Annotated in this window: 27 protein-coding genes; 7 read left to right on the forward strand and 20 right to left on the reverse strand. The window is 40.1% G+C overall.

Annotated features, from left to right (window positions below; genetic code table 11):
* A partial coding sequence (locus BLP87_RS16545) for an integrase core domain-containing protein (RefSeq protein ID WP_143002124.1) occupies positions 1 to 242 on the forward strand: 242 nt, incomplete at its 5' end.
* A 28-nt stretch (positions 243 to 270) separates the two neighbouring features.
* Here the strand turns inward: BLP87_RS16545 and BLP87_RS09525 are convergent.
* The 4 genes from BLP87_RS09525 to BLP87_RS09540 all read right to left on the reverse strand — a co-directional run bounded on the left by BLP87_RS09525 (position 271) and on the right by BLP87_RS09540 (position 3,485).
* A complete protein-coding gene (locus BLP87_RS09525; RefSeq protein WP_074462504.1) occupies positions 271 to 633 on the reverse strand; it encodes a toxin-antitoxin system YwqK family antitoxin in 363 nt (120 codons plus the stop codon).
* 127 nt (positions 634 to 760) lie between these two features.
* Positions 761 to 1,513, reverse strand: a complete 753-nt coding sequence (locus tag BLP87_RS09530) for a hypothetical protein (protein ID WP_074462505.1) — start codon at positions 1,511 to 1,513, stop codon at positions 761 to 763.
* A 365-nt stretch (positions 1,514 to 1,878) separates the two neighbouring features.
* A complete protein-coding gene (locus BLP87_RS09535) occupies positions 1,879 to 2,826 on the reverse strand; it encodes a phosphatase PAP2 family protein (protein WP_083334553.1) in 948 nt (315 codons plus the stop codon).
* A 125-nt stretch (positions 2,827 to 2,951) separates the two neighbouring features.
* Positions 2,952 to 3,485 (reverse strand): hypothetical protein, encoded by a 534-nt coding sequence (locus BLP87_RS09540; protein ID WP_074462507.1) that lies wholly within the window; start codon positions 3,483 to 3,485, stop codon positions 2,952 to 2,954.
* A gap of 64 nt (positions 3,486 to 3,549) precedes the next feature.
* Between BLP87_RS09540 and BLP87_RS09545 the strand changes: the two genes are divergently transcribed.
* The 5 genes from BLP87_RS09545 (at position 3,550) to BLP87_RS16590 (ending at position 7,019) form a co-directional block, all read left to right on the forward strand.
* Complete coding sequence (locus BLP87_RS09545) at positions 3,550 to 4,416, forward strand: LysR family transcriptional regulator (protein ID WP_074462508.1); 867 nt, start codon at positions 3,550 to 3,552, stop codon at positions 4,414 to 4,416.
* A gap of 214 nt (positions 4,417 to 4,630) precedes the next feature.
* Positions 4,631 to 5,101 carry an IS200/IS605 family transposase gene (gene tnpA / locus BLP87_RS09550; RefSeq protein WP_074462509.1) on the forward strand — a complete coding sequence of 157 codons (471 nt, stop codon included), beginning with the start codon at positions 4,631 to 4,633 and terminating at the stop codon, positions 5,099 to 5,101.
* 161 nt (positions 5,102 to 5,262) lie between these two features.
* Positions 5,263 to 6,480 (forward strand): IS91 family transposase, encoded by a 1,218-nt coding sequence (locus BLP87_RS09555; RefSeq protein ID WP_074462620.1) that lies wholly within the window; start codon positions 5,263 to 5,265, stop codon positions 6,478 to 6,480.
* A 25-nt stretch (positions 6,481 to 6,505) separates the two neighbouring features.
* The gene (locus BLP87_RS16045) at positions 6,506 to 6,670 is read left to right on the forward strand and encodes a hypothetical protein (protein ID WP_176756632.1); all 165 of its coding nucleotides are present in this window, start codon (positions 6,506 to 6,508) and stop codon (positions 6,668 to 6,670) included.
* Between the two features lie 58 nt (positions 6,671 to 6,728).
* On the forward strand, positions 6,729 to 7,019 hold the full coding sequence (locus BLP87_RS16590) for a TetR-like C-terminal domain-containing protein (protein WP_083334554.1): 291 nt from the start codon (positions 6,729 to 6,731) through the stop codon (positions 7,017 to 7,019).
* Positions 7,020 to 7,071: 52 nt separating this feature from the next.
* On the opposite strand, the gene BLP87_RS09565 is transcribed toward BLP87_RS16590, so the two are convergent.
* The 5 genes from BLP87_RS09565 to BLP87_RS09585 form a co-directional block, all read right to left on the reverse strand.
* Entirely contained in the window at positions 7,072 to 7,761 is a 690-nt protein-coding gene (locus BLP87_RS09565; RefSeq protein WP_026513357.1) for an aspartate/glutamate racemase family protein, read from the reverse strand.
* 219 nt (positions 7,762 to 7,980) lie between these two features.
* Positions 7,981 to 8,448: a GNAT family N-acetyltransferase gene (locus BLP87_RS09570; RefSeq protein WP_074462510.1), complete on the reverse strand. Its 468-nt coding sequence runs from the start codon at positions 8,446 to 8,448 to the stop codon at positions 7,981 to 7,983.
* 3 nt (positions 8,449 to 8,451) lie between these two features.
* Positions 8,452 to 9,297 (reverse strand): amidohydrolase family protein, encoded by an 846-nt coding sequence (locus tag BLP87_RS09575; protein WP_074462511.1) that lies wholly within the window; start codon positions 9,295 to 9,297, stop codon positions 8,452 to 8,454.
* 24 nt (positions 9,298 to 9,321) lie between these two features.
* Positions 9,322 to 10,200 carry an aldose 1-epimerase family protein gene (locus BLP87_RS09580; RefSeq protein WP_074462512.1) on the reverse strand — a complete coding sequence of 293 codons (879 nt, stop codon included), beginning with the start codon at positions 10,198 to 10,200 and terminating at the stop codon, positions 9,322 to 9,324.
* Between the two features lie 42 nt (positions 10,201 to 10,242).
* Positions 10,243 to 11,790 carry a sodium:solute symporter family protein gene (locus tag BLP87_RS09585; protein ID WP_074462513.1) on the reverse strand — a complete coding sequence of 516 codons (1,548 nt, stop codon included), beginning with the start codon at positions 11,788 to 11,790 and terminating at the stop codon, positions 10,243 to 10,245.
* A 217-nt stretch (positions 11,791 to 12,007) separates the two neighbouring features.
* Between BLP87_RS09585 and fsa the strand changes: the two genes are divergently transcribed.
* Positions 12,008 to 12,661, forward strand: a complete 654-nt coding sequence (gene fsa / locus BLP87_RS09590; protein WP_026654927.1) for a fructose-6-phosphate aldolase — start codon at positions 12,008 to 12,010, stop codon at positions 12,659 to 12,661.
* 57 nt (positions 12,662 to 12,718) lie between these two features.
* Here the strand turns inward: fsa and BLP87_RS09595 are convergent, their stop codons facing one another.
* The 11 genes from BLP87_RS09595 to BLP87_RS09645 all read right to left on the reverse strand — a co-directional run bounded on the left by BLP87_RS09595 (position 12,719) and on the right by BLP87_RS09645 (position 23,509).
* Positions 12,719 to 13,360, reverse strand: a complete 642-nt coding sequence (locus tag BLP87_RS09595) for a hypothetical protein (RefSeq protein WP_143002125.1) — start codon at positions 13,358 to 13,360, stop codon at positions 12,719 to 12,721.
* A gap of 46 nt (positions 13,361 to 13,406) precedes the next feature.
* Complete coding sequence (locus BLP87_RS09600) at positions 13,407 to 14,015, reverse strand: metallophosphoesterase family protein (protein ID WP_074462515.1); 609 nt, start codon at positions 14,013 to 14,015, stop codon at positions 13,407 to 13,409.
* A complete protein-coding gene (rnhA, locus tag BLP87_RS09605; RefSeq protein ID WP_074462516.1) occupies positions 14,012 to 14,500 on the reverse strand; it encodes a ribonuclease HI in 489 nt (162 codons plus the stop codon). Before rnhA ends, BLP87_RS09600 begins: the two co-directional genes overlap by 4 nt.
* Before the next feature lie 2 nt (positions 14,501 to 14,502).
* Positions 14,503 to 16,176, reverse strand: coding sequence for a MutS-related protein (locus BLP87_RS09610; RefSeq protein WP_074462517.1), 1,674 nt, complete (start codon positions 16,174 to 16,176; stop codon positions 14,503 to 14,505).
* Between the two features lie 9 nt (positions 16,177 to 16,185).
* Positions 16,186 to 17,019: a purine-nucleoside phosphorylase gene (locus BLP87_RS09615; protein ID WP_074462518.1), complete on the reverse strand. Its 834-nt coding sequence runs from the start codon at positions 17,017 to 17,019 to the stop codon at positions 16,186 to 16,188.
* A gap of 87 nt (positions 17,020 to 17,106) precedes the next feature.
* Entirely contained in the window at positions 17,107 to 19,041 is a 1,935-nt protein-coding gene (locus tag BLP87_RS09620) for a serine hydrolase domain-containing protein (RefSeq protein WP_074462519.1), read from the reverse strand.
* Positions 19,042 to 19,088: 47 nt separating this feature from the next.
* Positions 19,089 to 20,999, reverse strand: a complete 1,911-nt coding sequence (locus tag BLP87_RS09625) for a heavy metal translocating P-type ATPase (protein WP_074462520.1) — start codon at positions 20,997 to 20,999, stop codon at positions 19,089 to 19,091.
* Between the two features lie 62 nt (positions 21,000 to 21,061).
* Complete coding sequence (locus tag BLP87_RS09630) at positions 21,062 to 21,280, reverse strand: cation transporter (protein ID WP_074462621.1); 219 nt, start codon at positions 21,278 to 21,280, stop codon at positions 21,062 to 21,064.
* A 56-nt stretch (positions 21,281 to 21,336) separates the two neighbouring features.
* Positions 21,337 to 21,696 carry an ArsR/SmtB family transcription factor gene (locus BLP87_RS09635; protein ID WP_074462521.1) on the reverse strand — a complete coding sequence of 120 codons (360 nt, stop codon included), beginning with the start codon at positions 21,694 to 21,696 and terminating at the stop codon, positions 21,337 to 21,339.
* Positions 21,697 to 21,796: 100 nt separating this feature from the next.
* Positions 21,797 to 22,300 (reverse strand): hypothetical protein, encoded by a 504-nt coding sequence (locus BLP87_RS09640; protein ID WP_074462522.1) that lies wholly within the window; start codon positions 22,298 to 22,300, stop codon positions 21,797 to 21,799.
* A gap of 246 nt (positions 22,301 to 22,546) precedes the next feature.
* The gene (locus BLP87_RS09645; protein ID WP_074462523.1) at positions 22,547 to 23,509 is read right to left on the reverse strand and encodes a hypothetical protein; all 963 of its coding nucleotides are present in this window, start codon (positions 23,507 to 23,509) and stop codon (positions 22,547 to 22,549) included.
* Between the last annotated feature and the right edge of the window lie 71 nt (positions 23,510 to 23,580).

The following is a 23,580-nucleotide window of genomic DNA, read 5'->3' on the forward strand; positions in this document are numbered from 1 at the left end:
GTAGCTATTCCCATAGCGGTTATCCATACGATAATGCCTGCATAGAATCCTTCCATTCCTTGATTAAAAGGGAATGGCTTAACCGCTTTTCTATTATCAACTACAAGCACGCATATAGGCTTGTATTCGAGTATATCGAAACCTTTTATAACACCGTTAGGATTCACAGCCACTGTGACTATATGTCTCCTAACGAATTCGAAGAACTATATGAGAGGGTTATGGTTGCGCCTGCTGCATAAGCAGGTAAACCTCTCATTTTAATTTGTACTATTTATTGACATAGGACCATATTATTCCATATTTACAATCTTTTCTTAATTTAACTTCTCCGTTTTCATACCATTCAATATATTCCCCATCAATTGTTCCCCCATTCTTAATGCAATAACTTTTTATCTTACCGCTTTTATAAAATTCTACCCTTGGGCCATTGGATATTCCATCTTTATGATATTCATAATAGCAAATATTACCATTTTCATATCTTTCATATAGCACTCCATTAATTGGCTGACCGCCTTCTTCTTTTTCTTTTGTATATACCTGTTCTCCATATTCGCCAGAAAAACATACATCTCCTGCAAACTCTATGCCGCACTCAATAACCTCATCCTTAGATAAATAATTCACTTTTTTATGCTCCTTTGAAGTCAGAGGGACGGTTCTTTTGTCTTTTTACCTTTAGCGCAAGTTAAAAGGAAAACATGACATTAGAACCGTCCCAATGTCATTTTACAAATTATTTTTCCTTTACCTTTTATCGCAGCTTACCTGCAGTACCAAAATCCTCTATATTCGGCAAACCACCTTCTGGAGGCCAAATACCGGTATAGAATATATCAAAATACCTGTCAACAAATCTTGTTATCCACCGCTTAAAATCGTCCGCAAGATAAAAATGCTCTGAGATCTCAGTAGTACGACTAAATGAAAACTCGGGAGATAATCTTGACTCATATATTTCCCATTTTCCCAAACTATTTTTATGAAGCGTAACAGTATCATGATATCTGCTGATATTCCCTTTATCCAACAGCCATATTTGACTATTGCCCTTAGAAAACTCATCAGCAAATTTTTTTATCATTGCATTTTTATCATTGATGATTCTTTTTTTCTCTTCGTCAATAGCATAGACAATATCGTTAGTTAAAATTTCGTATATCTCATTATTATCCTTCGGATTCTCTATTCTGCGACTTTTGTCAACATAATAAATGTTGTAAACGACATGGCTCTTCACCACAGAATTTATCTTTTTCTCAACAAAGCCGATTCTTTTTTCTCCCCAAAATATATTGAACCTATCAAAAGGAACATCGTAAAAATCATCATTGCATACCTTAAGACAATTCGGGCAAACACACATATACCCGAAATCAGCCTCAATATCAAAACGTTTTATACAATGCTTGCAAACAACTATTTTTTTATTTTCTACAGATTCAACAGATCTCTTGCATTCATTAATTATATTTTTTGATTTGAAAGATTCATCATCGATAATCATACATTCCTCACTAAATCAAAAACTCTACAGAATCAATAAACCGTCCCTCTGACTTTGTTTAGTTCCTTTACAGAAAAAACTACCGTCCGAGTATTTATTATTCCTTTTGTAAAATTTCCAACGCTTTTGTAGCTGAATAATATCCACTCAGTTTTTCAAATACTTTAGAATCTGTTTTTACACATGCCGTTACCAGCATTAATGCCACAAATATAAGTGCCAGCTTTTTTCTGCCTTTATAATTCATTAAAATATTAATCTACCTTCTTTCGAATTATTATGTTTCTTATTTTTATAGATATGCCAAATTACCTTTAGCGCAAGTTAAAAGGAAAACATGACATTAGAACCGTCCCAATGTCATTTCAGTAAATCCCATCGCCAACTTCTTCCCTACGTTCAGGAACCTCAAGTGAGAAAATCCTAAACTTAAATAATATGGGATATACAGCAAGCGAAACAAATATTGCTAACATATATCTTCCGCTTCTTACAAGATGCGCCGCCATTGTTCCGGAATTTAGAAACTCTTTGCCGAAAGGAATCTTTAAAAGCTCATCCAGTGCAAAAAACACAACCGCGCCGCCAACAAGTCTTAAAATGCTTGAAACAGGATTTCTTGTAGATTCAAAATTTACGAATTTCTTCTCAAAAGGTATTGAAAGCCACAGACCAAAAAGTATACCGTATGCACTAAAAAAATCGCTTGTCTTGCAATAAAAGACTCCGATAGTTCCGATTACTGCAACCATCGCAAATATGACATTTAGATTCTTTATCTTTTTATACAAAAAAGAAATAACAAAAACCATAGCTAAACCAAGTGTCCATCCGCAGAGCACGTCTGTAGGATAATGACATCCGACTACAACTCTCGAAAAACCTACAAGCAGCATCAATATAATTGATAGCACCAATTTGAGCCTGTTCTTATTTTTTCCAAAAATAACAATTCCGGGATAGACTGTTGCTGCATTGGCCGAATGACCGCTTGGAAATGAATACCCTTGCGCATCCACATCCATAAGATCCGCATCAGGCTCTACGGGGCGCAGGCATTTTATGCTGCTATGCTCCATATAGGGACGAATCCTGAAAACAATGTTTTTTATCATAGGAAATAAAATTAGTGAAGAACATACAAGTAATCCTATTTTTCGTCCAAATTCTTTATCATGGCACCAATAAACAAAGCCCATGACCGCAACAAGCGCAAACTCCTCTCCAAAAGCAGAAAACTGCGAAATAAGCAAAATAAGCGGTCCCGGAATATTGGCCTGTAGCCACTCCATCAATTGCACTTCCCAACTCATATTATGTCTCCTCCATGTTGTAATTTATGTATTTAGTCAAAAGTCAAAGGCATGACATTAGAACCGTCCCCATGTCATTTTAAAGGCATGACATTAGAACCGTCCCCATGTCATTTATTAACATATTAAAAAGATTTTTCCACAGTAACCTTTATGTCATACGGTACAATCGCTCCTACTTCCTGCGCATATGCAGCGTAATTATTGAGTATTTTAACGATCGAACTAAGTGTAATTGAGTCCTCCCATGCCTGTGTTTCAAAATCGTATCTATCATAAAATGTTATTTTCAGATTCCATTTTCCATCAACTTTTTTTCCTACAACTTCGTAGCTGACCTTATTATAGGAAAGGTGCAAGTCTGTTGTACTGTTTAAAGTTGTACTGCTCTTTATGCTCTTTTCCGATATATCAAGTCCTTCTACCTGTTCCTTAAATTCCTCCACGATAGCAGCACATTCATCAGACTCCGCAATCTGCTTCGCAAACTTTGAATCTGAGGAAAATGCCAGATTAGACGGTTTATTCTGAAGAGAATGATCAAGCATTGCCGAAGCAGTTTCCCATCCTAAGCCTTTAGCGGCTTTGGCCACAAGCTTAAACTGCGTCCTTATTACCGCTTTTGATAAAAAAAGTGTCTTTTCACTAAAGTATATCACATAAAAATAAACTCTCCACCAATGCGACTATTGCATATTTTTCCCACCTTGCTATTATTTTTTTATGAACACGAGAAATCTAAAATGTTTTCAAATCATATATGAAGAGCGTAACCTGCAGGTAGCTGCAAATAAACTTTTTCTATCACCGCAAGGACTAAGTAAGATCATAAAGAACCTTGAAGAGGAATACGGCACTCAACTTTTTTCAAGGACTAAAGACGGCTTTGTACCTACGGAGAGCGGAAAGATTTTTTATGAAAAATCCAAGACTATAATTAAAAGCATGAATGAAATGTTCTCGGAGATAAGAGCTGTGAATGACAGGGAGAAGCGCTTCAGGATTGGATTTGCGGCCGGAACACTGCGAGCTGTAGATATTCCTTCGGTGCATTCTTTTATGAAATCGAATCCGGAAATTGTTGCAAGCTGGGATGAACAGGAAAACAAAACTGTCCTGAAGCGTGTGCTGAACGACGAGATAAACTGCGGTCTCGTTGTAGGAAAGCCGCAGGTTCCGGGGCTTTTGTCAGAACTCATCAAATCTGTAGATATCGTCCTGTATGTCCACAAAGTCCACAGACTCAGAGGCAAACAGCAGATCAGTATTACGGAGATCAAAGATGAACCTCTTATCTCCATGAACGAGAAATACCACATTTATCACGATTTCATAAACGCCTGCCACATGAATGATTTCAATCCCGAGATTGTTGCAAAGGTTGGCGAAGGGGATTCTATTTACCGTCTTGTAAAAAATGGGATTGGAATCGGCATTGCTCCAAGGTTTTTCAAAGATGATACCGACGTTAAAGCAATTCCTATAACTGATACCTATACTTGGGATGTGTATGGGATTTATCTGGAAAACTCACCTGATGCGGAACTGGCGAAGAGATTTTTGGAACAGTGTTCAGATAAGCTTCACTAAGCTTGTTACATGCTCTACATAAAAAAGTGCCTATGGCACTTCAACTCCCCTGCCCCTCACTCATGAGGGGTTGGGGTTGTTTTTGTGTAGCATCTTTAATAAAACCCCCTGCTATGCAGGGGGACAACAGCTGCTTCAGCTTACAGTAAAAAACCTCCCGTGCTAGAATTACTACGGTTCGCCAACCAAAGTAAAGCACAGGAGGTAGTCCAAAATGGACATGAATAGTTTATCACACACTAGATGGGAGTGTAAGTATCACATAGTATTTGCACCTAAGTTCAGGAGAAAGGTTGCGTATGGTCGGATCAAGCAGGACATTGCAAATATTCTCAGTACATTATGCAAGAGGAAAGGTGTAGAGATAATAGAGGCAGAAGTATGCCCAGATCATATACATATGCTGGTAAGGATCCCACCGAGTATGAGTGTTTCAAGTTTCGTAGGGTACTTGAAAGGAAAAAGTACGCTTATGATATTTGAGAGGCATGCAAATCTCAAGTATAAGTATGGCAATAGACATTTCTGGTGCAGAGGCTATTACGTAGATACTGTAGGTAAGAATGCAAAGAAAATCGAGGAGTACATAAAGAATCAGTTAAAAGAGGATTTAGAGTACGACCAAATGACACTAAAAGAGTATATTGACCCGTTCACGGGTGAGCCGGTAAAGCAAAACAAATAAAAATGAGCCCAGGGGGCTCTGTAGGAAAATGATGTTGCGGCTGGCGAACCATTCGGCGAGTCTTTAGACTCAGTGCCGGCAACAGGCCCTTATAGGGCCAGAACAAACCACCGGCTAAGCCGGTGGTTCTGATTTGCCTCAATTCATTCATAATGATTTTTATGAAACGAAACATACTGCAAGATCTGTTCCGAGATCATTATGAAGAAATTCAATATACTCTCCATCCCCGCAAAACGGAAATGGAAAACATCGATAAGATGCTCAATTGTGGCGATCCTGCCTATGGTGGCGCCATGTATGGCTGCCCCGATTGTGGTAATCTCAAGTTCATTCCCTTTCGTTGTCATTCAAGATTCTGTCCTACCTGTGGTTCCATGTATTCGCAAAAACGTGCTCTGGCCATGTCTTTCAAACTCATAAACTGCCAGCACCGACACTGCGTTTTTACTATATCAAAAGAATTACGCCATTACTTTCTCGAAGACCGTGATCTTCTCAACTGTCTTTTTGACGCCGCCAGCAGCGTTATTCGTCGGATGTTCTACAAAACCAACAAAAGTCAGAACTTCACTCCCGGTTACATTCTGGTTCTTCACACATTTGGACGTCCATTGGAATGGAATCCTCATATCCACTGCCTTATATCTGAAGGTGGTGTAGGTGACACCGGATTTTGGCGTAAAGTCAATTACTTCAGTTTTCAATACATGCGCCATGCTTTTCAAACCGCTCTTCTTAATCTTATGGAAACTCTTATTACTGACTCCGCGAAAAAAGCATTGTTCAAAAAAGAAAAAGCTCTCTCATACAAAAATCAAAAAGATGGATTCTATATATATGCAAAACCCACTCTCGCTGACAAGAACAAAGTGGCTAAATATATAGGTCGATACCTTGGGCGCCCTGCAATCGGTCTATCAAGAATTGATTCCTATGATAAAGCGCATGATACTGTTACTTTCCACTACAACAGGCACGAGGACGAAGTCCTTGTCAACGAAACACTTCCTGCAATAGACTTCATCAAACGCCTTATCCAGCACATACCTGAAAAAGACTTTAAGATGATACGCTACTACGGCGTGTATGGTCGACATCGAGAATCAGATAAAAAGCTCTACCGTCTTATTCCCCCCACCAAACAGCCATTCTTCAAATCTTTCTTACAATGGCGCTCAAGTATTCTTTCAGCATTTGGCTATGATCCAATCAAATGTTCAAAGTGCAGTAGTACCATGAAATTCCTTGATTTGTACTTTAATCATAAACATATTTCTCTTGAAGACTTATACAAAGAGGCAAAGGGAAAATGCCGTCCCAAAAGCAGAGCTCCATCTTCAAAACCAAACAGTGTTTCCCCATGTTTCTGCACATGATAAAATCATGCAAGGAGGAACAGTCATGGTCGATAAAGAACTAATTGCAAAGCTTAGAGAGAAATACATCCAAAATCCGCCGGAAGGCATGTCGGCGAACGAAATCCGCGAGATGGATGATGAAGACCTTCTCGACATGGATTACTTTATGCATGAAGATGATGAATTTTTTGATGAGGTAGATTGGTAATTATACCAGCTTACCTCTACTTTGCGTGGCCCGGTCTTGCTGGGCCTTTTAATTCAAGATTTCGCCGTCAAGGCGAAATTTCCTATTAAAAAATAAAGAAACCTTCGGAATCCTGCTGTGCCAGACGGATTCCGAAGATTTTCAGAAAACTATAATCGAAACAATTGCAAATAATGTAAAAGCTGCAGTGCCTGAAATCCTGGATAACAAAAATGCAGACTACCTCTTCACTTTCATTATGTACGGAAGCCTTAATGTACTGCGTGTCTGGATACAAAGTGGTTTTGACACCCCCACCAGGGACCTGGCAGAGCTGATATACCAGTCATGCAATAATGTGGCCAAATAATGCTACCACTTTAGACTTGCATTTAGTGCAAGTTTGGGAAGAATATATCCCCCTATAAAGCCTCATGGATCAAATCGTTTATGTGTATTTCAACGCTGTCCAGGCACGGAACAGAACAATTTTCCGAATTCAGTAAAAGAGGAAGTTCCGTACACCCCAGTACGACTGCTTCAATACCATATTGATCCCGCATTTTATCTATTATGCTTTGAAACTCTTTTAATGTGCTTTCCTTAACAATTCCCAGCTCCAACTCCTCAAAAATGCGTTTTGCCACAAGATTCCGATCATTTTCATCAGGAATAACTACTTCTATACCTGCGTCCTTGAAATCATTTTTCATATAATCCTGTTCCATTGTAAAAATGGTTCCAAGAAGAAGTATCTTTTTATATCCTTTATTCTCTACCTCTTTACAGACCGCTTTAGGAATACTAATCAACGAAACACCAGTATCGTTAACCAATTCTTCAAACACAATATGCATCGTCACGGCCGTCAAAGATATTACTTCTGCGCCTGCTTTTTCCAGACTATGTACTTTTTCGGAGAGATATTCCTTAAGAAGGTAATATTCCCCCGAAGAAACATAATCCCATGCTCTTCTGAAATCCACGCTCTCAATAATGATCTCCGGCATATGCTTTCCATCTGTGATCTTATCAATTCTGGAATTTAATTCTTTATAATACATAATTGTAGATTCAGGCCCGGTGCCTCCTACCAATCCTATTTTTTTCATATACGATCCTTTCTTCATCCTTTTAGAAAAACAATTCTTCTTAAATCTTCCATTAGGATTTGTCCGCAGTCAAATCTATATTCGATATATCTGTCACTTTGCAAAGTCAAAGGGACGGTTCCAATGTCACAGGCATTAAGGCATGACATTAGAACCGTCCCTTTGACTTACCCAAATGTCGAATGTCCGCTGGGGATTGAATAGCCCTGTGCATCCACATCAAAGTGTAATTTCCATTGTAGTCTTCTGCACCTTCATTCCAAGACTCTCATAGAAAGCTCTGGCGCTGTCATTGCCTTCCCAGACGTTAAGGGTAATATCCCTGCAGCCAAGTGCATTTGCTTCCTTGCAAACATGCGCAAAAAGCTTCTTGCCAATGCCTTTACCTCTGCACGCAGAATCAACGCAAAGATCGTCAATATACATATATTTAAAAGAAACAACAAAAGGCTTGTGTAAAGTCTCTTGCAGCATACAGAATGCGTAGCCAAGGACTCTTCCATCCTCATCCGCAACATATACTTTCAGATCCTCAGCCTTAAGGATAGCCTCAAGCTCAGCTTCACTATACTTCGTATGACCGGATACAAAATAATCAGGCTTAATTTTTGCATGAATCTCAAGTACCTCAGATAACAGCTCAAGAAGCTGCGGAATATCTTTATTCTGTGCATCTCTTATGATCATAGCTCACCTCCCGAGCAGCTGACATGCGTTCCCGCTAAGAATCTTAGTAGCATCATTCTCATCAATCGGTAATCCCTTGATGAACGTGGTAGCCTCTTTCTGATCTGACCAAGGTGAATCACTTCCGAACAAAAGCCTGTCACTACCAAAAGCGTTTACAAGCTTCATAAATCCATCTGCATCAAGCATTCCTGTATCCTTATCATCCCAATATCCATCAGAAAGCGCTTGAATTCTCCCGGAGGAAAAAGATGTATCCAGAAAAGCCGTTGTATCCTCAAGATACAAAGGAACTTCATCCCAGTTCCTCCATCCGCCCATGTGTGCGAGAACAAACTTAAACTCACCAATCGTGTTAATTACATTTCTGCACATCTTCGGCGAACATCTGACAACGCCCGGAAAGCCGATATCAAGCCCTGCGTGGGTAATGACGATAAGGTCATTTTCGCATGCAGCATAAATGATATCAAGAAAAGTCTTGGAATCAATATCCTTGTTCTGATAAACGGGATGAATCTTGATTCCCTTGATGCCGTTATTTTTGAGCCTTCTAAGCTCCTCTTTAAAACGTGAATACTCAGGATGAATACATCCAAAAGAACATAACCTGTCACCGTACTTCTCATTATTTCTAAGAGCCTTGTCATTGATACTCTCCACCTGAGAAGACGCCGTTGCAACAGGCAAAAGGACGGACATATCTATGCCGCCCTTATCCATTGAATCCAAAAGACCTGAAACCGTACCGTCAGTATGCGGAACGATATGCGCCTCTTTGCTGAGGCTGTCAACAGCCCTTGCAGCTATTGAATCAGGAAATGTATGTGTATGAAAATCAATTATCATAAAATGATCTGCCAGGACACTTCATTACAAGATCTCAATCTCAAATGAAGTATCAAAGCTCTCTCCCGCCGCTAATTTATTGCCGTACTCTCTATCTTCAATGCCACCTTCAAAGCCTACTCTGTCGCACCTTCCGTTCCAAGGCTCGATGCAGACAAAAGGCGCATTCTTTTTAACAGGTGACCATACTCCAAACAGCGGAACATCACAAGTAACACGAAGCTTATCTCCATCAGCCGCACTTACAAGTGTAACCGCATCAGCCTGCCTGTCTTCGAATATAAGCGCATCCCCGTCAAAGAGCCCTGGAGTAAGTTTAACTATTCCTTCCGCTGTCTCAACGTTAATCTGCTTATCGGAAAGGCATCCGCAGGACATGTCGATCACATTTGACTTAAGAGAACCGGAAACTGCAGCGCCGTCTTTTTCAAACAAGAGCTCATCCTTATTAAGATCGCAGTTAAAAGCAGGATGCGCACCGATTGAAAAATACATCTCTTTATCATTCGTATTAGTGACCGTATAAGAAACAACCACCTTGCTTCCGACAAGCTTATATCCGATCTTCAACAAAAACTTAAAAGGAAATTTTTTAAGCGTCTCTTCATTTTGGGTAAGCTCAAACACAAGCTCATCCTCAGCTTCTTTTACAAGAGAAAACTCCATATCCCTTGCAAATCCGTGCTGTGAAAGCTTATAAGAAACGCCGTTAACTTTATACTCGCCGTTCCATACAGAACCTACAATAGGAAAAAGAACAGGTGCTGTCCTCCCCCAGTACTTGGCATCCGCCTGCCACATGAACTCTTTTCCCGAATCTGCCTTAACGAGTGACTTAAGCTCTGCTCCGTGATCCGATACTTTTATCGCAATAAAACTATTCTTTAAAATATGTTCTGCCATGTTCACCTCATAAAATAATCTTTTTTCACATTATTTTACCACTTATTCGGAATCATCTGAAAGTGAAGTGCTCTGATGAACGAGAACTTCTTTGTTGTAGCATGCAAACGCACCGTCCACAAGGTCCTTCGGAGGCTTCTTGGTGAAAAGAGATATCACTGGAACAATAATAAGTCCCGCTATCATACAAAATGCTCCTGCATTTATGGGCGACTGAAGAAGCTGCGGGAACTTCGGTCTTACAAACATATTTGCGAGCATGACTACTGTTGAGAATACGAAATTCACCCACACAGCCGCCTTAGTTATAAACTTAAAGTATAAACCGTAAAGGAAAGGTGCAAGGAAAGCTCCCGCAAGAGCGCCCCACGAAACGCCCATAAGCTGCGCGATAAAAGTCACATTCTGCTTGTACTGTACGATTGCGATAACAACAGATATACCAACAAACACAACGATCAGTATTCTCATGATAAGGAGCTGTTTCTTTTCATCCATATTCTTGATGACATGCCCTTTTAAAAGGTCAAGCGTAAGTGTCGAACTACTTGTAAGTACAAGCGATGAAAGCGTTGACATAGATGCAGACAAAACAAGAATGACAACAACAGCAATAAGGAAATCCGGAAGCCCTGAGAGCATCGTAGGAACGATACTGTCAAAACCGTCTGCGGATATATCGATCTTATCGGAAAAAAGTCTTCCGAAGCCGCCGAGGAAATAGCATCCTCCGGCTACAATGAAAGCAAAAAACGTAGAAACGATGGTACCTTTTGAGATTGACTTCTCACTTTTTATCGCATAAAACTTCTGAACCATCTGAGGAAGTCCCCATGTTCCGAGTGATGTAAGGATAACAACACCGAGAAGATTAAGAGGATCAGGTCCAAAAAATGAAGCGAAAACACCCGGCGTTGTCGAAACGCTCTCATCAGATATCCTTGCAAGTCCGTCAAGTGCTGCAAGAAATCCCCCCTGCGAATTAAGAACAGAAAGAATAACCGCACAGATACCTATAAGCATGATTATTCCCTGAATAAAATCATTTATCGCTGTTGCCATGTAACCGCCTGCGATAACGTATATTCCGGTAAGCACCGCCATAACAATAACGCAGATAGAATAATCGATTTTAAATGCCATACCAAAAAGTCTTGAGAGTCCGTTATACAATGAAGCTGTATAAGGAATAAGGAAAATAAATGTAATAACGGAAGCTGCTATTTTAAGCGATCTTCCTCCGAATCTTGCGGCAAAGAACTGCGGCATTGTCGCGGAATCAAGGTGCTGGCTCATAATTCTTGTTCTTCTTCCGAGAATTGCCCACGCAAGAAGTGAACCTATAAGCGCATTGCCGATTCCGACCCACGTTGCGGATATGCCATACTTCCAGCCAAACTGTCCCGCATACCCCACAAAAATAACTGCGGAAAAATAGGATGTTCCGTAAGCAAAGGCCGTAACCCATGGGCCTACTGCTCTACCGCCAAGCACAAATCCGCTTACATCAGTCGAGTTCTTTCTGCACATCAGACCGATGTAGATCATTACAGAAAAGAACACAAGTAACATTAACACTTTAATAATCATACCTTCTCTCCTTAAAGTAAATAATCTTTCTTCACTTTAACACTTTCAATCGTTAAAGGCAATCAAATAGTACAAAAAAGTCAAAGTAAAATGTACAAGAAATTCATATTGAAAAAAAATAATATAGTGCTATCCTAGTGGTATCATTTTTATTTGGAGATCCTTAGGGATTATCCATAACTATCAATAAGGTTACAGACAAGGAGTATATGCAAAAATGAAATTCTTTTTGGACACAGCCAATGTCGATGAGATCAGAAAAGCTAACGACATGGGCGTAATTTGCGGAGTTACAACAAACCCTTCTCTTATCGCAAAAGAAGGACGTGATTTCACACAGGTAGTTGCTGAGATCGCATCTATCGTTGACGGACCTATCAGTGGCGAAGTTAAGGCTACAACAACTGATGCAGAAGGTATGATCAAGGAAGGTCGCGAGATTGCTAAAATACACAAGAACATGGTTGTTAAGATTCCCATGACCGTTGAAGGTCTTAAGGCTTGCCACACACTTGCAGCCGAAGGCATCAAAGTCAATGTGACTCTTATCTTCACAGCTAACCAGGCTCTTCTTGCAGCAAGAGCAGGCGCTGCATTTGTAAGTCCTTTCCTCGGAAGACTTGATGACATCAGTGTTCGCGGAACAGACCTCATCTCTGAAGTTGCAGAGATCTTCAATATTCACGGAATCGAGACAGAGATCATCGCAGCAAGTGTTCGTCATCCTATGCATGTTACAGACTGCGCACTTGCAGGTGCAGACATCGCTACTGTTCCTTACAAGGTAATCGAGCAGATGACTCATCACCCTCTCACAGATCAGGGAATTGAGAAATTCGTAAAAGATTACGAAGCAGTATTCGGCAAATAAATATATCGCTATTCGCGACACAACAAAGGCTGTCACAGTTAGTGTGGCAGCCTTTTATTACGTCCAGCCTTTGTCGTTGTATTTGCCGTCGTCATAGGCATAGATGTATCGGCAGTAGTCGGCGAAGCGTTCTATGTAGGAATCGTATTCAAGATAATCTTCGCTCCAGCCGTTTTGGATCAAGTGGGCAAGTTCATGGGTGTAGCAGTCAAAGTCTTCAGGATTATCATGTAACCACATGTCATGAAGATGTACTTTATTCTCCCATGCACAGGCGATCTCGTAGCCTTCATTTTCGATTAGGAGTTCAACATCTGTAGGTGCAGATGAATATGTGCCAAATCTTTCATACATCTTAGGATAGACCTGCCAGAACAAGCTCTCTAGGGTTTCAATCTGTAACAGGTTGGTATTTCCTTCCCATTTTGTCAGGTCGACTGTAAGAGAATAATCTACTCCGTTAACCGTCGCACTGTGATAGCGCCTGTCTTCCGATATTTCGGACTTGATCTCTATATTATCGTCTTCAGCCACTGAATCACCGACCGCGGATTCATCCGATACGGATACATCTGAAGGTGATTCTGTTGTAGACGCGGCATCAGGTGCTTTTTCCGATATATCATCTTTCTTTTGGCATCCGGCGCAGATAATGACCATCAACAATGCCAATATAGTTACTTTAAATCTTTGTTTCATAACTTGTACTTTTATTTCTTATACAAACATTTACAATCACTTACACTCACTGATTCCCCGACAGTTTGATCCACTCCGAGAGTGTCAGCGGCTCATAATCGGAGCGCATGCAGAAGCAGTTTATCATATTGCATGGAATGGTGCGCTCATGTTCGGCTGCGATTGGCACGTAAGGTGTCGAGCCTATCATCTCGATTATTTTCTTCATGAGAACTTCATCCCTTGTATTATGAACATGTCCGTATAACATATAGGTCTTTGGCTCTCCGCTGTGTTTAAGCCTGTACTGTCCGTCATAGAAAGGAATTGGATAATGACAACATACAACTTTTTTCTGAGAATCGGTGATCACTCTGTAATTGTCGATCCATTCAAATCTGTCCTTATCAAAATTTGCAGATTTTACATATTTATCATGATTCCCTGTTATAAGACAGAGCTTTCCTTTCAGCCTGTGAATAAGTTCATTGGTCTCTTCAACCGTGCCAAAAGATAAATCCCCAAGAATAACAACGGTATCGGCGCGCGTAACCTTGTCATTCCACTTTTTTATCATATATTCATTCATTTCTTCGCAGCTTGCAAAGCCGCGCTTATCCATCTTTTCATTAAGTGCGCTGTGGAAAAAATGGCAATCGGCAATATAATAGATCATCTGAGGTCACCGCCGTCATCGTGTAATAATGTGTCGGGAGCGTCATCGGCAGCAGTTGTCGCAAGCTCGTCGCACCTTTCGTTCTCGGGATGCCCCGCATGGCCTTTGACCCAGTTCCACTTTATGGAATGTCCCTTTGTCGCTTCAAGAAGTCTTTTCCAAAGTTCTACATTTTTTACAGGTTGCTTTCCTGCAGTCTTCCAGCCTCTCTTTATCCAGCCGTCGATCCACTTGTCGTTAAACGCCTTGATGACATATTGAGAGTCGGAAAACATCTCGACTTCGCAAGGTCTGTTAAGGCATTCGAGTCCGACTATTGCGCCCATAAGCTCCATTCGATTGTTGGTTGTCTTATCATATCCGGCGCTCAGTTCTTTTTCATGAACCTCTCCCTTTGAATCGACATATCTAAGTACAGTGCCGTATCCTCCGGGACCGTCCGGATTTCCTCTTGCCGCACCGTCAGAATATATTTCAACTTTCATATTTATTCCCAAACTCCCGTATTCAAAAATTTCTCCGCAAGATTCTGCGCATTGTCGACAAGACTCCTGTCATATCCGAGAACGCCGAGTAGCTTAATGGCGTTTCTGTTGGTCGCAGGGCCTTTTTTAAGCACATAATCAAAATGCACATCATTATCGGAGACATTACCTTCAAAATGATAGAGGTCATATCTGTCCTTAAGAAGCTGTGTAAGCTCTATGTCATGCGTTGCGGCAAAACAATTAACTCCCGAATCCGTAAGGAATTTGAGTATCTCTGTAGATGCTGCGATTCTTTCAACCGTATTTGTTCCTCGAAGAACTTCATCAACAAAGCAAAGAACAGGATTACCATCTTCATTCGCCGCGTCAATGATCCTCTTCATGGACTTTATCTCAACAATATAATAACTGTCACCGCCGTATATATCATCTTTTAACGCCATCGACGAATATACTCTTAAGAGCGGTGCTTTATAGTTCGTTGAAAGAGCCGTATGTATCGACTGTGCAAGAAGCACATTAATGGCTATTGTCTTAAGGAATGTCGATTTACCCGATGCATTCGATCCGGTCAAAAGAACTCCCTTCTTAGTTTCAATACTGTTTGAAACCGCATTTTCAATAAGCGGATGTATCACGTTATCAAAACTCATGCCGCCTTTTTCAAATACGGGAATGCAATACTGTCCCTTTACAGACTCTCTGTAACAAGCTATTGAAATATATGCTTCGATTCTTCCTATCACAGTAATTATTGCATCAAGATCATCTTTTTTATCCATAAGTTCACGATACATCAAATTGAACTTGATAAGATCGATATGCGTGATCATACGAACATAATCCATGATTATATCCTCGGGAGAACCGGAACCAGACGGTTTCATGAGAATGCCCGCGCCGTTTGAAAAGCCTTTTAGTTTATCATATGACTCTTCAAGCAGTTTAAGGTCGTCGCTAAGCTCGGGATAATCCGTGCTCTTAAAGAGTTTTGTTGAAGCAAGAGCCTTTAGAATATATGAATAAGTCGATAAATAAGGATCTATTTTTCCTTTAATCGAAAAATACATGATCACATTTGCAACAACAACCATAAGAAGAGCAAATATACCAATTCCAAAACTCACAAAAGAAAGAGCAATCGCTGCAACAAGCAGAACCAGCATAAGATAATGCTTTGTATTGCTAAAATTCCCAACGCCATTGAGGACTTTAAGATAATCATAGATTGAATATCTGTTTCCTCTTCCGATTTTTCCAAAGATCAACTGATACTTAAGCCTTGCATCATCATTTTCGGAAAAAAACTTTATCTTTTTTTCTTCGTTCTCAAAATCATCCGTCTGCTTCGGTGTCCTTAACATGTAATAAAGATACTCTTCACCCGAAGCACTGAGGCAATAGTTCATCCTTGTAAAAACACCGTCCATATTAAGGTCGTTCCAGGTCGTATCATCAATCTGAAATCCCTCTCTATGATTGTCATAATATCCGGAAATATGATCAAAATCATCTTCCTTATATTTTCTTTTTGGCGAATCGCCCCAATTTTTCTTAAGTTTCAAAATCAGATTCTTTTTTGCATTTGCGGAATCCCTAAGACCAAGCACATAAGCGACAACCACAAAAGCAGCAAGAACTCCGAGCATATATAAAAGTCCTGAATTATCCATATACTGCCATCATCCTTTGTTGAATTTTTTGATAGATTCCGTAACAAGCTTTGTGAACAAAGGAGCTGCTTTATCAGCCGCTTCCTGCACTTCCTCATGAGACAAAGGATTCTCGGAAAGTCCCGCGGCAAGATTGCAGATACATGAAACACCGCATATTTTAAGTCCCATGTGATTTGCGGCAATCGCTTCATTTACCGTGCTCATTCCGACAGCCGAAACTCCGAGTTTTGCAAGCATCTGTATTTCAGCGGGTGACTCAAACGAAGGCCCTGTAAGCTGGCAATATACGCCCTCTTTCAGAGTGATTCCGTTTTCTTTTGCAGTATCCTTTATGATCTTCTGAAGATCTTTTTTATAAACTTCACTCATATCAGGGAATCTGGGACCAAGTTCATCAATATTTGCACCGATAAGCGGATTGGGCGCAAAGCATGAAATATGATCCGTTATAAGCATCAGATCGCCTGCCGCAAAATCTTTTCCAAGTCCTCCGGACGCATTTGTCAAAAAGAGAATCTTAGCGCCGAGAAGTCCCATGAGTCTGACGGGAAGAACGACATCGCTTATGTCATATCCCTCGTAAAAATGAACTCTTCCCTTCATACATACAACTTTGGTATCACCGACATATCCGAATATAAACTTGCCGGCATGTCCCGGAACAGTAGAAACAGGGAATCCCGGGATATCCTTATATTCTATTTCTGCGCAGACTTTGATATTCTCAGCATAGTTTCCGAGTCCCGAACCGAGAACAAGTGCCACATCGGGAACAAAATCAGTTTTGCTCCTTACGGCATCAACGCATTTTGTAAGTTTTTCATATAATTTATCAGCCATTTTGCCACCTTTCATTCAAAAAAATTATTTAATCAAAGAATAAAACTCATTATAAAAACATCTTAAATCTCAACTATTCTATCATAATTACCGCGTAGACAATACCCCTCGAACTTTCGGCTCCAACATATTCTTTATCGCATCTTCCAAAAGGCCTTTGACACCGTCTTTTATTATTCTTCCGAAAATAAGGCCCTGAAGTCCTCCAAATCCGTCCGAAGATACATTTTTCATCGCATCGATGAGCATATCGTCGCCGGGCGTTTCAAAAAATCTGACCTCAATGCCCCTTGGAACCGACGGGTAAATAAATGTACCTTTTCCGTCCTCTCTGTCGGAAGCATCGTCGTCAAAGTAGATATTTATCGTTCTGCTGCAGGCTTCTTCAAGAAATATGATCTCATTTCTTATCACAAACCTGTTGTATTCATCCGTTCTGCAATATGACTCAAGACTTACCTGATATATCTCTCCGTGCATATTGATATTAGTGATATATCTTTTTCCTCCAAAGCCGCTTTTAAGCTCATAGAGCATGTTTCCTTCATAGATATCTATGTAGAAAGATCCTTTTTCATCAAGCCTAAATCCGATCTTCTTAATTCCGTCCGTAAAGTTATTGTGCACAACCTGCATCATTATCGGAAAAATTCCGACATTATTATTCTCCATATCATAAATTTTCCCGTTTATCTTTTGAAGCCATCTTGATGCAAAAGTGCCTTCGTTTCTCATATTGAAAGAATTAAGAGAGCTCTTGAAACTGCCTCTTTTGCAGTTATAAGAAAGCGTCCTTCTTCCGATCCTTCCGCTACTCTCTTTTACGGTTCTTCTCTTCCATCCGCCTCCTACGATTGCGGGATAATTTACGGTTTTTCCGCTTATTGAAGCGCACAGAGCCTTAAGGACCGCTTGATCCGAAAAATTTTCCTCCAGGGCAACGTCGTCATCTATCTTAAGATTTTTCACAGCCTCGCGGATCTTTACAGCCATTATCGAAGTCTGGAAGATATCGCTGTTTCCCGCATTGGTAACTACCACCATATTTATGTCGGGATAAATAAAAACATTCTGGCCAAGCATTCCGTTAAATGCATAAGAGCCCTGTCTGTCTCCGTTTATCCAAAGCTGATAACCGTAGTACGTGCTGTCTGTCCTTCCCGTAAGGATCTGCGGAGTAGTTGATTCCTCCACCCATTTCTGAGGAACAATCTGTACGCCGTTCCACTTGCCTTTATTCAAATAGAGTTGGCCGAGTTTTGCCATATCTTCCGTACGTATAAAAAGTCCCCAGCCGCCTTTTGTGATCTTCCTCGGGCAGCTCTCCCAGAAGACTCTTTTAATCCCCATAGGATTAAATATTCGCTCTTTGCAAAATTCAAACAAAGACTTTCCCGTAACCTTCGTAACAATCGCAGAGAGCATATAGGTATTCATGCTGTTATATTCAAACTGCGAACCCGGTTCAAATTTTGTTCCCGCTTCGAGGAAAGAAGAAACCCAGTCGTTTCCGCTTATCGCACCAGCTTCGTTAAATTCGGATCCGCTTGTCATATCAAGAAGATTTTTTACCGTTATTGTTTTTCTATGGAATTTAAGAAGGCCGATCTGCTCGTCGAAAATATCATCGAGCTTATCAACGATAGACAACTTTCCTTCATCTATGAGAATACCGATTGCCATCGCAACGATACTCTTACACATGGAATATGAAACATGCCAGTAATCAATCGAATATGGTGCAAATCCACACTCGCAAATAACTTTTCCGTTTCTGAGCGCCATGAATTTATGCATCTTACACTCTTTGTTTCCGGCAAGTTCCCTTAGAAGAGACGTAAAAAAAGCAGAACTGACACCCTGCGATTCAGGCGAACATCTTTCAAGTGTCTGTTCATCATCTGCACTTTCCGCGTTAAATCTTGGTTTTTGTGCAACATAATCAACCTTGCTGATCTTTCCGGTTTCACCCGTAGCAATCTTTAAAAGAAGCTCTCCTATGTCAAGTCCTGCTTTTGCCATTATTCTGTTTCCTCCGTCAGAGCACGGATCTTATGGAATAAAAAATATTATATCTTATCTGTTTTAAGTGCTCTCATGGAGTTTAATATAGCTATTACTGCAACTCCGACATCGCCGAATACAGCAAGCCACATTGTTGTAAGTCCAAGCGCACCCAAGATCAAAATAATGACCTTTACAGAAAGCGCAAATACAATATTTTCTTTCACGATCCTGATAGTCTTGCGGGCGATTCCGATAACCGAAGGTATCTTGTTTATATCATCATCCATAATGACGATATCTGCAGCCTCTATAGCCGCATCACTTCCAAGTGAACCCATCGCTATTCCGACATCCGCTCTCATAAGAACGGGAGCGTCGTTAATTCCGTCGCCTACAAACGCAAGCTTACTATCATTATCCTCTGATGAAAGCATTTTTTCAACCTGTTCCACCTTATCGGCAGGCAGAAGCTGCGATATTACTTCATCTATGCCAAGATTTCTTCCAACATCTTCCGCAACATCCTTCCTGTCTCCGGTAAGCATGACAGTCTTTGAAACACCGACTTTCCTGATTCCGTCGATAGCTCTTTTGGCACTGTCTTTTATAACATCGGATATGACAATATATCCCTTATATTCTCCGTTATAACCCGCATATACAATTGTTCCCGACGCAGATCCCGCTTCAGCAAAAGAGCTGATGCCGTTCTCATTCATGAGCTTTGCGTTTCCAAGAAAAAGCTTCATTCCGTTATATACGGTCTCTATGCCTCTTCCTGAGATTTCTTTCGTATCGGCTTCACTTATGGCATTTCTGTCCACATCTTTTTTGCCCGTTTCTTCAAGGAAAGCCGCAAACACCGATCTGGCTATCGGATGATTCGAAAAAGCTTCACCCGTTGCAGCCATCTCCAAAAGTTCATCTCTTGAAATCCCTGAATTTTCGGAAGGAACAACATCTGTAACTCTGAATTCGCCTTTTGTAAGCGTACCCGTCTTGTCAAAAACAACAGTCTTAATACCTGCAGCAGCTTCAAGGAAGTTGCTTCCTTTTACAAGGACTCCAATCCTTGAAGAAGCTCCTATTCCGCCGAAAAATCCGAGTGGAACGGATATCACGAGTGCACATGGACAGGACACAATAAGGAAAATACAGGCTCTCTTTATACTGTCAGCAAAAGAAAGCTGTCCCAAAACAGGTGGGATCACCGCAAGAAGAAGCGCTCCTATTGTAACAACCGGAGTATAGTATTTCGCAAATCTTGTAATAAAATTCTCCATGCGTGACTTCTTGTCGCTTGCATTTTCCACGAGTTCCAAAATCCTTGAAACGGTTGAATCTTCGTAAGCTTTGACAGCTCTGATCTTCAAGATTCCCTCACCGTTTACGCATCCGCTTATAACATCGGAATCTTTGACAACTCTTCTCGGAACAGACTCGCCTGTAAGTGCCGCCGTATCGATAAAGGATTCACCTTCAACGACAACTCCGTCTACAGGAATCTTCTCGCCCGCTCTGACAAGTAAGATATCACCGATACTTACTTCCTCAGGATCGACTTCCGTAACTTCGCCGTTCTCACCTACAATATTGGCTATCTCAGGTGCAATGCTCATCATTTCTGTGATAGATTGACGCGATTTGCCGACAGCATAACTCTGAAACAACTCTCCTATCTGATAAAAGAGCATTACCGCAACAGCTTCGGGATATTCACCGATTCCAAATGCTCCGAAAGTTGCGATCATCATAAGGAAATTCTCATCAAAGACCTGTCCGTGCCTTATATTTATCACAGCTTTCTTTATTACGTCATATCCGATCATAATATAAGGGACAAGGAATATAGCAAACTTCACGACAAGCGGAAGTTTATCAAGAAGTCCCGTTTTTTCAAGGACAAGTAATACTGTAAATATTACGAGTACAATAAGTATTCTGTTTCTGGTTTTCTTTTGTTTCCCGGTCATAACACCACATCTTTCTTAGGAAAAACTAAAATCCATAATACACATTTTTTCCGGGGAGAAACTTAAGCCCCTTCAATCTCGCAGTCAGGTTCAACCTTCTTGCATGCCTTCACTGCCTTCTCAAAAACATCGTCAAAAATATCATCGGCAGCCTCAAGGACAAACTTCTGAGTCATAAAATTAACTCTTGCATTTACAACGCCCTCGATTTTCTTAACTGCTTCCTCCATCTTTGCAGCACAGTTTGCACAATCAACTTCACACTTAAATGTCTTCTTCATAATAAATACCCTTTCTTTACATACATCATATTTCTGTTTTTTATTATATTCGACAATCACTCACTTATATGGTTTATTCCCTGATCGATAATTGTTCTCACATGGTCATCAGCCAGATAATAAATGATTGATTTGCCTTCGCGCCTGTTTCCGACGAGCTTACTCTGCTTAAGGATCTTGAGCTGATGCGATATTGCCGACTGAGTCATATTAAGCGTCTCAGCTATATCACATACGCACATCTCCGATTCGAACAGAGCAAAAAGAATCTTGATCCTCGTTGAATCTCCAAACACCTTAAAGAGCTCCGCCAGATCATACAGCTCATCGTCAGAAGGCATTTCATTGCCTATCCTGTCCACAAGCTCTTTGTGAACAATATGTACTTCGCAGTGTTCTACATCGTTTATAGCCATATACTTTCCTTTCATATAAACATATGAATAACTGTTCATATGTTTAATATAAAATAACCGTATCGATTTGTCAACATCGATACGGTATGTTTTCAATAAATCAGAGTTTGAGTGCAGCTCTGGCTGCAATAGCCAGAAGCAAAGACACTGCCGTTATCACAACATACAATCCTATACAGAAAAGAACTTTTGTCAAAGTAGGTCTCTTGTCATCAGCTGATATATTGGCTGACGCATATGCACCGATCGCTGATGTTGCCCCTCCCAAAGCACCACCAAGGATCAAAAAGAAATTCACTACATATAATGCTACAAAAACATATATCCAATTCGGTAACTTGATTGTTTTGTATTCCTCACCTGTTTCAACATTTCTTCCGTTATAAACAAGAACCTGCTTATTTCTAACACAAAGCTTTGCAATTTCCCCATTGCCTAAAGGAATATCGAATACTCTCTCAGCAAAATTGCTTTCAGGTGCTTTAAGCGCCATCACCTTAGTTTCAGGACTACCGTTAACAGACACTAATCTGTTTTTATTTAATGTAATCCTGACCGGCATACCGGTAGACGTATTAAATAACCACTCTCTTGTCTTTGCCATTTAAAAACTCCTCCCTTTCAATAACATATAATCTCTCTTTCTTCATTTCTATTATTACAATAATTTTAATTATTTAACAACAAAGTAATAACATGTTATCACACCATTCACCCTAAATCAACAATAAATTGTATAAATTATAAATATATTTACGCAAAAACATAGGCTGTTGCGCAATGTTTGCGCAACAGCCTATAATTAACGCTTTTATACATTTTAATTAATAATTATACATATTATTTCAACTTATTTTTCTTCATCATCAAACTCCCTGCTGATATCTTCTTTCCATTCATCTATATCTAGCTTACTGAGACCAATCTCATCTGCTCTTTTTAGCATACGTTCTTTGAGTTCTTTTTTTGAATAGAACTTATAACCGTCATCAATAAACGATTTTTTTATCCATGTATCAACGAAGCCCTCATCTGTACACATAGAGTCTTCACTCTTAGCATCACCATACGTACCAAAACTATAAACAAGAAGTTGATTATTATTGAGCACATCCTCATCCTCTATGCCTGCCATTACCAAATCAAGCGCCAGATAATATTGACAAGTATAAAAAAGATGATATCTCGCATCTTTATCAAGATAGCCATAATCATATATGGCAAGAGATGCTCCGGCTTTTCCAAAGCCACTGACATAACCGTCTTCACATATTTCTTCATAGAATTTCTCACCGGATTCAGAAACATATCGAATATAAAGTTCGCCACCTTCATCTTTTAAAACAAACCCAAAACCATACTCACTTTTGCTTACCCATATCAACAATTCTTTTTCGCCGTCACACCCACAGTCTATATATCTATAGTCAGAATCACATGGATTCTCACGAAGACTGGTGCTATCCGATGCAAGCTCTTTCAACTCCTCAAAATCGTATTCCTTTTTTTCTTCACTCTCGAATACATAATCATCACAATCAACTTTTGCTTTCTTTTCATTATTCAAAAAAGCTGTATAATTTCCGCTTTTATCCTCTTTTGCCTTCTGAAAACGCTCGTGTGAGATAAAAGATGCTGCCTCATTTTCATTATCTGAAGCTTCCGTACCGGCATCATCAGCAATAGACATATTCGCAACAGATATATCTGCAACAGACGCACCATCAGATACATTTGCCTTCTCTTCATCAATCTTTCCACATCCCGTCAGCATAAGCACAATGGCTAATATTGTTATAACTAAAGGCTTCATATGTACCTCTTTCGTATAATTTTTAAGTAATTTACTTGATACAAGAATAAAGAGCCTATGAAAAATATTTT

The sequence above is a fragment of the Butyrivibrio hungatei genome, from assembly GCF_900101605.1.
In the GTDB taxonomy this organism is placed as follows: Bacteria; Bacillota; Clostridia; order Lachnospirales; family Lachnospiraceae; genus Butyrivibrio; species Butyrivibrio hungatei_B.